Origin of the sequence: Rhodococcus sp. (in: high G+C Gram-positive bacteria) (assembly GCF_049299235.1) — a bacterium.
Classification (GTDB): Bacteria; Actinomycetota; Actinomycetes; order Mycobacteriales; family Mycobacteriaceae; genus Rhodococcus.
Genome location: NZ_JBAQXC010000242.1, coordinates 1 through 7,603 on the forward strand (window position 1 = coordinate 1; position 7,603 = coordinate 7,603).

A 7,603-nucleotide genomic window follows, 5' to 3' on the forward strand; every position below is an offset into this window, starting at 1 on the left:
GAATCTCGTCGTGGTGTTCGTCGAGGATCGGGCTGCGCCGCACCGAGGGACGCGCGCTGTCGCCGAACACGACCGGCTGCCGGACATACGAGATCGCACCCGCCTCGGGATGCTCGAACGTCTCGACGACACCGCGGTATCCGGCCTGCTCGGAGCCGAGTGCCTGCTCGACGGTCCAGACCTCGGAGCCGGCCAGACCCGCGGCGTCCAACTGCGCGAGGATCTCGGCGACCGTGCGGCCGGCGGCCCACGCCTCGATCTCCTTCCGGAGCGCGGGTTCGTTCGCGGTGCGCAGGGCGTCCGTGGCGAACCGGGAATCGACGATCAGGTCGTCGCGGCCCATCGTCTCGGCCAGTGTCCGGAAACCCTTCTCGCTGGCGATCGCGAGCACGAACAGGCCGTCGTCGGCGCGGTAGGTGTCGAACGGGGTGGACACCGGATGCCGGTTGCCGACGCGCCGCGGTGTCTCTCCGGTCGCCTGCAACTGACTGTGCGCGGTCGGCAGCATCGCGAGCATGCTGTCGAACATCGCGACGTCGAGGTGCTGGCCTCGGCCGGTGGTGCGGGCGGCGAGCAGCGCGGTGCTGATGCCCCATGCGGCGAACAAGCCGGCGACGGTGTCACCGAACGACTCGCCCAGGCGGGTCGGCCCGGACTCCTCGGTGCCGGTGATGCTCATGACACCGGACAGGGCTTGTACCACCAGGTCGTAGGCGGCGGCGCCCGCCATCGGGCCCTGCTGCCCGAAACCGGAGATCGACGCGTAGACGATCTTCGGGTTGCGGGCACGCGCGGCCTCGTAGTCGATACCGAGACGGGTGGTGACACCGGGACGGAAGTTCTCGACGACGACGTCGGCGCCTTCGATCAACCGCAGCAACGACTCTCGATCGTCGGGGTCCTTGAGGTCCAAGGCGATCGAACGCTTGCCACGGTTGAGGATGCCGAAATAGAGGCTCTCGCCGTCGCGGAACGGGCCGAGGTGCCGGGAGTCCTCGCCGGCTTTCGACTCGACCTTGACGACGTCGGCCCCGGCGTCGGCGAGCAGCGCCGTGCAGAAGGGGCCCGCCAGGACACGGGACAGGTCGACGACGCGGATGCCGTCGAGCGGGGGGAGCGCGGGGGTGGTCATGGTCGCGGTGCCCCTCAGTACTCGGTGGAACGGATCGACGGGGCGTTGCCGGCGATGGTGAGCAACTGGATCTGTGAGGTGCCCTCGAAGATGCGCAGGATCCGGCAGTCGCGGTACAGCCGCTCGATCTCGGACTCGCGCATGAACCCGGCGCCGCCGTGGATCTGCACGACCTGGTCGACGATTGCGAAGCACGCCTCGGTCGCCACGTATTTCGAGATGGATGCGGCGCGGCGCAGGTCCTGACCGGCGTCCTTGACGTCGGATGCCCAGTCGGCCGTCACACGCGAGGCGACGAGTTTGGCGTCGCATTCGCCGAGCAGCAGTTGGATGGCCTGGAACTCGAAGATCGCGTGTCCGAACTGTTTGCGCTCGGATGCGTACTCGCGGCCGAGTTCCCATGCGCGCAACGCGATTCCGTTGGCCATCGCGGCGACGTCGATACGGGCACGGTTGAGTGCGGTGAGTGCGATGTTGCCACCGCGGCCCTCGGTGCCGATGACGGCGTCGTGGGGGAGGACCACGTCGTCGAGGTACACGGTGTAGGTGGGCGCCGAGCGGATGCCCATCTTGTCCTGCGGTTCGGAGTAGCTGATGCCGGGCGTGTCCTTGGGTACCGCGAACGCGGTGATGCCGCGGAAACCGGCCGCGGGGTCGGTCTTGGCGAACAGCACCACCAGGTCGGCTTCGCGGGCGTTGGAGATGAAGGTCTTGGAACCGGACAGGTGCCAGCCGTCGTCTTCGCGCCGGGCGACGGTACGCATCGAGGCGATGTCGGAGCCCGCGTCGGGTTCGGTGAGCGCGAAGCCTGCCAGGACGTCGCCGGAGGCGAGGCCGGGGAGCCAGCGCTTCTTCTGTTCTTCGGTGCCGCCCACGAGGATCGGCTCGAGGCCCAGGTAGTGCGCGGTGTAGATCGAAGCCAGTGCGGCGTCGGCGCGGGCGACTTCCTCGATCGCGACGAGTTGGGCGCGGGTCGACAGGCCGAGGCCGCCGAACTCCTCGGGGATGGAAATGCCCATCAGGTCCTGTTCGGCGAGACGACGCATCAGGTGTGCGGGGAACTCTTTGGACTCGTCGCGTTCGGCGGCGCCGGGGAGGATTTCTGCGTTCGCGAAAGCGCGTACGGTGCTGCGGAATTCGGTCAGGTCGAGGCTGTCGTCGAGTGTCTGAGTGGTCACGGGAACTCCTGATGGGACGTGCAGGGAAGCCACGGAATTTCATCTAGTGGAAGCAGTATGCCATCTAGCGGCATGACCCGACTATGTCATCCGACCGTGTCGTTTGTCCAGAGGTGGTTCGCTCGGTGGTCACAACGTTTCCACGTCACGGCCGGCCCGGGCTCGGCAACGGATCCGTTGCCAGAACAGCGTCAGCGCGTCTGCGATCAAGCGGTGCCCTTCACATTCGAACGGTTCATCGTCGACGTGATGTGCCCACACTGCGGTCCCGGTCGCCTCGCGGAGGGTGAAAGTTGCCCACAGTTCCGGATCCCGAGGATCGGTGCCATAGCTGGTCGAACCGATGTGCTGCGTCCTGTCCGAGAGCACCGCAATCAAGATCGCCCCAGGCACCTACTGCGCCTTCATCGGCCGCGAGCCCAGCGCCCGTGCACGCCGCGACTCCGTCCTCAGAGAACACATCACGCGCATCCACACCCACCCACGGATGCGGGTCTACGGAATCCGCAAGATCCACGCCCAACTGAACCGGGAAGGCCACGACGTGGCCCACTGCACCATCGAACGGCTCTGCCGCGAATTCGGTGTCCGCGGCACCGTACGTGGGAAATGGCCTCGCACGACGAAGCCGGCACCGGAGACCGACAGGCCCCGTGACCTCGTCGAACGCGACTTCGCGGCCACCGCGCCGAACCAGCTGTGGGTAGTCGACCTGACATATGTACGCACCGAGTCCGTGTGGGTCTACGTGGCGTTCGTCCTGGATGTGTTCTCCCGCGCGATCGTCGGGTGGCAGACGTCGACACGGATTACACCGACCTGGCTCTCGATGCGTTGAAGATGGGTCTGTGGGCACGGCGCCGTGCCGGCCGGGACGTGACCGGTTTGGTCCACCACTTCGATCGCGGCGTGCAGTACCGAGCTCTGCGCTACGCCCGAGCGTTGGGCGAGGCTTCTGCAGTCGCGTCGGTCGGGTCGACGGACGATTGCCTGTTGACCGGCTAATCGGGACATACGCCCAGGTCAGAGTGGCGCACACGCAGGCGTGGTGCTTGTTTTACGAGACGACCAGGATTACAACTGTCATATGACGAACGGAACAGAAGCTGCGGCGGGTTCCGGGCGCCGCGACCGTCGAGGCCGGCTGGGCGTCCCGAGCGCGTCGGCCGCGTAGACGATATGACGAGCAGCTCAGTGGTCGATTCCGGACCCAATGCCTTTGGTGAACGGCCGGGTTCGTGTCGGTGGGACGAACTGTCGTTACTTCGGGGACCTGTAGCCCTGAGCGGTCCGTTGGGCCACTTCGCGTCGACGGAACACGCCGCCACCGAACCTATCCAGACGTCGGCGACGGTTCTCGAAATCAGCTAGCATTCACCATGACTCGTTGATCACTACGCGACCTTGCACCTGATCCGAAGTCCACCACCACATGGGGCACTATCCATCTCTTCACCGAGGGTCTACTTCGCGCACCCGGCCTCCCTCCGGTTGTGACGGACGAATGAGAACGCATGGCGGGCAATAACAGCGACGCCGTTGAGCGGAACCGGCTCCTCTGGACGTCGTGTGCCGCTCCTTCAACATCGTGCAGCAAGAGGATCCCGGGCTTCGCCGTCGACGCCTTCGAGCGCGACGTTGAGCAGGTCGCAGCCGAGCTGGCTGCACGCGATGTGAATGTGCGCGCTGCCCGGCTATTTTGTCTCGTTCGGGTGGCTGGTGTGGACCTGCTCCAGGAAGACCGTGCGTTCGTGGACGTAGTACCAGATGCGTGCGGTACCTTGCGCCGTCGGTTTGTGCTGCCAGCGTTCGTGGGTCGCGCCGCCGCGCGAGATTGTGGCGAGCTCGCCCTTGAGCGGGTAATTCGTCGCTGTCGTGGCCAGGGGTGTCCGCGTGAGGAAGTCCCACGTCTCCGTCATCGGGTTGCGGATCGTCGCGATGAGGTCCCGCCACTTCTTCTGCGCGTCGGTGGTGGCGAAGCGTATTTCGTATTCAATTTTCTTCGGAGGGCGGGGGACCAGCTCGCCCTTCTTGGCGGCCGCCATGATTACGGACGCTCCACGGTCTCGTCTGCGTCGAGCCACTCGAGGTCGGCACTGCCAAGCCCCGCGGCGACGGCCGTGGCCGTCTCCTTCCAGGACGTCAGCTCGGCGATTGCCAGGTGCGGCTGGTCGGTGGAGAACGAGGCGCGCGCCGCGTCCACGAGGTCCTGCGCGCAGGACTCCCGGTCGGCGGGTGAGAGAGCGAGCATCCACGGGAAGGCCTTGGCCATGCGCTCGGCGAGCGAGCCGCGGTCGTCGAGGGTGACGGTGATGAGCTGCGCGGCGAAGTGCAGCAGCTGCGAGCGGCCCTCGGCCTCGCGCTGCGACATCAGGACCAGCGCCTCGCCGTCGCGGCGGGTCACTGTGACGGGGTGGTCCTCGGCTTCGGCGAAGACTTCGGCGGAGTGCTTGCTCAGGTCCGAGGAGCGTCGGATCCGGGTGGGAAGGTTTGCTGCGGTGGTCATGAACCCATGCTATTCGGAACGTGTTCGGAAGTGTAGATGCGGTCACGGATGAGCCGGGTTGCACTTCCGTCTGATCCTGTTGCCGAGGAATTGTTCGGTAATTGATTGGTGGGGACTGGCTCGTAAGAGACTGGCCGGTCCCCGCCATATCGTCATTGTGGCGGTACAGCTGCTCTGGTGTCGCACGGCCCGCACGACGTCCGAGCGGTGAGAGAACGCACCGCTGCATCAGTCGCCGGCGGGCTTCCGCCCTGTCGCAAGCGCTCACTCCGCGCGCTCGAGCAGTGGGGGCTCCTCGCTGCCGGCCTCGGTATCGAGAGCCCGGAAGAATCCGATACGGGTGTAGTAGTCGACGTATCTGCCCAGCACATGGGCATCGACATCGGGACAGTCGATGCCAGAGCCTACGAGCACGGAACGTGTGTGAGTGTAGGACAGCCCTGAACTGGGGTTCCCCTGCGTGTCAGCATGAGGTGAGACATCCCTGGATCGCGGATGTCTCAAACCCCTTGACACATTCCGCGTCGGCGGCCAGGAACTTCTCCGCCACACCTGCGTCGGAATTCTCGGTCCCGGCGTCCTTGGTGAGCGCCTCGTCGGTGATGATCCCGGTCCCGGTTCGGCCACCACATGCGCCCGATACCCGTCCCGGCGCGCCTTGGGTGATTTGCGGGTGTGCCGCGCCTCGACGTCCTCCGTCGAGATCACCCGGTCGGGAGCGACCTTACGGGCGATGCGCCACCGACCGTCGGTGCCGTCGGTGCCGACGGCGGGTTCGACGTCCTGCCCGGCGACCAACGCCAGCAACGCCAACGCCGCCCGCGTCGGCTCGTCCCACCCGCCGTCGGCGACCCCGGCGTGCACCGCGAGCAACGCGTTCGCGTCGTTGACCAGGGGTCGAGACCAGGATGTCCTTCGCGTCGGGATCGTCCCAGTCGATTCTCGGCTTGCCCTGCCGGGTGTAGTCGTGTCCGGTGCACACCGCCGTGATCTGCTCGGCGGCGCCGGGTACCTGTCGGCCGACCCGGCGGATCGCCGCGATCAACTGGGTGATGGTGTCCTGGGTGGCGACCGCGTCGGCGAGGATTGTCGAATCCACCGCGCGTTTGCCTCGGCCCCGCACGATCCCGGTCTCGGCGACGACCCGGCGCACCGCCTCGTTGATCCGGTGCGGCCGGGTCGACTTGGTGAGGCGCTTACGTCAGTACACCAGCGTGGACGGATCGAAACCCGTATGGTCCAGTGCCATCCCGGTCGCGACCTTCCATTGCAGGTCGCACCAGGCCGCGTCGGCGGTCTCCCGGTCGGACAGGTCGTGCAGGGTCTGCAACACCAGGATCGAGGCAATCACCGACGCCGGGATCGACGGCCTGCCCTTCCTGGACGGGAACAGGTCCTCGAACTCCCCATCGGAGAACACGTCCCGGCGGTGGGCGGCGAGGAACGCGAACATGCTGCCCTCCGGCACCAGGTGGCCGACCAGCGCACCTGTACCGTTCCCCTTGTTTGTCCCATGGCCATGACGGTCTCACGGTCTCGACAAGGAAAGACTGTTCGAAACGCCCAACTTCGGCGCGAAGCTCGTTCTTCGGCTGACCATCGACACCTGTCCTGTTCGACGATCGGCTTGACGGACGGATGCCTCAGCAGGGCCGCTCTCCTTGCCGTCCACGGCCCCGGCTACGACCAGGCCCGCTTCCTCACCCAATTCGCCACCGACCACCTCCCGCGCCTACGCGAACTCGGCTGAGCCGCAGCCGCTCTCCTGCCTGGCCCGCCGACCGCTCCGCGCGGACAACACGGTATGTTTCGCGTCCGGAGGATCCGGCCAGAACGGAAGGCCGGAACGAGAAGGTGGGGGACCAATCTCAATGGACGTCGGCGAGAACTCGACGAACGCGCAGCCGTACCGGGAATACGAGCAGCCGTACCGGGAATACGAGCAGTACCCGGCCACACCCAACGGCTCTCCGGAGTCGTACCCGCCCGCGGGCTTGGCGCCCGACCCGCACGACCAATACCCGTACGCCCAGGCTTCGCCCTACCCCACAACGATGCCCAATTCGGTTCGAGCAGCGCAGATCATCTCCTGGGTCTTCGCCGCGCTCGGCATCGCCTTGGCGGGAGTGGCAGTCGCCGTCGGCAACTACAAGCTGGGTGGCACCCTCATCGGCGGCTTCTTCCCCGCCCTTCTCCTGGGCATCTTTGCCTTCGGCTACACCGTCAACGGCAATGGCCTTCGGATAGCCGTGATCATATTCGCAAGCTTCGGGACCCTCATGGGGCTGAGCGGCATGGTCCAGGTGCAACCACCCGGCTTCCTCGGCCTCGCCGCGAGTCTCACCATCGTGATTCTCCTGTGTCGGAGGAGTGCCGGCCTCTGGTTCAAACGGCCGCACTGAGGGTTGGGAGGGTGGCACTGAGACTCGCCGCCAACTCTCGTCGACCGGCCACGCGAGCTGCCTGGCGATCTCCATCAGCCGCGCCCTCTTGCACCACTGGCAGATTCCACCCACGGGCTTCGATGTGGGTAGTGTCAGATTTCCGGGTGGATCCAGTTCTGGCGCATCGGTTTAGCTCTCACTCGGGGGGTGATCCGGCCCTCGACCGTGATGGCGAACGTATTCAGGGCCGGCTTCTACCTCATCGCCCATCGTGCTCGTCCCTTCTCGGTTGCTTCCACGGCTTGACGCCGCCCACAGCCACCCGACGTCACGCGATCGTCACACGTGGAGGCGTCCACGACGAACGGCAACGAGCGGCAACGCGCAGGGGATCGCCCTGCAC

At 66.3% G+C, this 7,603-nt stretch carries 10 protein-coding genes; 3 read left to right on the forward strand and 7 right to left on the reverse strand.

Translation table 11 applies throughout. The features are described from left to right. Nucleotides 1-1,132: CaiB/BaiF CoA transferase family protein (locus WAX14_RS14360; protein ID WP_422628727.1), on the reverse strand; the 1,132-nt coding region annotated here is incomplete at its 3' end. 14 nt (nucleotides 1,133-1,146) lie between these two features. Further along, complete coding sequence (locus tag WAX14_RS14365) at nucleotides 1,147-2,310, reverse strand: acyl-CoA dehydrogenase family protein (protein ID WP_422628728.1); 1,164 nt, start codon at nucleotides 2,308-2,310, stop codon at nucleotides 1,147-1,149. Between the two features lie 343 nt (nucleotides 2,311-2,653). On the opposite strand from WAX14_RS14365, the gene WAX14_RS14370 reads away from it, so the two are divergent. Further along, a complete protein-coding gene (locus WAX14_RS14370; RefSeq protein WP_422628729.1) occupies nucleotides 2,654-3,148 on the forward strand; it encodes an IS3 family transposase in 495 nt (164 codons plus the stop codon). Nucleotides 3,149-4,004: 856 nt separating this feature from the next. Here WAX14_RS14370 and WAX14_RS14375 read toward each other — a convergent pair. From WAX14_RS14375 to WAX14_RS14395, 5 genes are all read right to left on the reverse strand, one after another. Beyond that, nucleotides 4,005-4,355: a hypothetical protein gene (locus tag WAX14_RS14375; protein WP_422628730.1), complete on the reverse strand. Its 351-nt coding sequence runs from the start codon at nucleotides 4,353-4,355 to the stop codon at nucleotides 4,005-4,007. Between the two features lie 2 nt (nucleotides 4,356-4,357). Beyond that, nucleotides 4,358-4,816 carry a prevent-host-death protein gene (locus WAX14_RS14380; RefSeq protein ID WP_422628731.1) on the reverse strand — a complete coding sequence of 153 codons (459 nt, stop codon included), beginning with the start codon at nucleotides 4,814-4,816 and terminating at the stop codon, nucleotides 4,358-4,360. A gap of 264 nt (nucleotides 4,817-5,080) precedes the next feature. Then, nucleotides 5,081-5,230 (reverse strand): hypothetical protein, encoded by a 150-nt coding sequence (locus WAX14_RS14385; protein WP_422628732.1) that lies wholly within the window; start codon nucleotides 5,228-5,230, stop codon nucleotides 5,081-5,083. Nucleotides 5,231-5,540: 310 nt separating this feature from the next. Next, nucleotides 5,541-5,969: a hypothetical protein gene (locus tag WAX14_RS14390; RefSeq protein ID WP_422628733.1), complete on the reverse strand. Its 429-nt coding sequence runs from the start codon at nucleotides 5,967-5,969 to the stop codon at nucleotides 5,541-5,543. A 48-nt stretch (nucleotides 5,970-6,017) separates the two neighbouring features. Beyond that, on the reverse strand, nucleotides 6,018-6,269 hold the full coding sequence (locus tag WAX14_RS14395; protein WP_422628734.1) for a transposase: 252 nt from the start codon (nucleotides 6,267-6,269) through the stop codon (nucleotides 6,018-6,020). Nucleotides 6,270-6,443: 174 nt separating this feature from the next. On the opposite strand from WAX14_RS14395, the gene WAX14_RS14400 reads away from it, so the two are divergent. Together WAX14_RS14400 and WAX14_RS14405 are read left to right on the forward strand one after the other, a co-directional pair. Further along, entirely contained in the window at nucleotides 6,444-6,566 is a 123-nt protein-coding gene (locus WAX14_RS14400) for a hypothetical protein (RefSeq protein WP_422628735.1), read from the forward strand. A gap of 121 nt (nucleotides 6,567-6,687) precedes the next feature. Then, nucleotides 6,688-7,218 (forward strand): hypothetical protein, encoded by a 531-nt coding sequence (locus WAX14_RS14405; RefSeq protein ID WP_422628736.1) that lies wholly within the window; start codon nucleotides 6,688-6,690, stop codon nucleotides 7,216-7,218. Nucleotides 7,219-7,603 lie beyond the last annotated feature (385 nt).

Coding starts and splice junctions, on each gene's coding strand:
- WAX14_RS14370 (WP_422628729.1), top strand. CDS start 2,654: ATGTGCTGCGTCCTGTCCGAGAGCACCGCAATCAAGATCGCCCCAGGC.
- WAX14_RS14375 (WP_422628730.1), bottom strand. CDS start 4,355: ATGGCGGCCGCCAAGAAGGGCGAGCTGGTCCCCCGCCCTCCGAAGAAA.
- WAX14_RS14380 (WP_422628731.1), bottom strand. CDS start 4,816: ATGACCACCGCAGCAAACCTTCCCACCCGGATCCGACGCTCCTCGGAC.
- WAX14_RS14395 (WP_422628734.1), bottom strand. CDS start 6,269: ATGTTCGCGTTCCTCGCCGCCCACCGCCGGGACGTGTTCTCCGATGGG.
- WAX14_RS14405 (WP_422628736.1), top strand. CDS start 6,688: ATGGACGTCGGCGAGAACTCGACGAACGCGCAGCCGTACCGGGAATAC.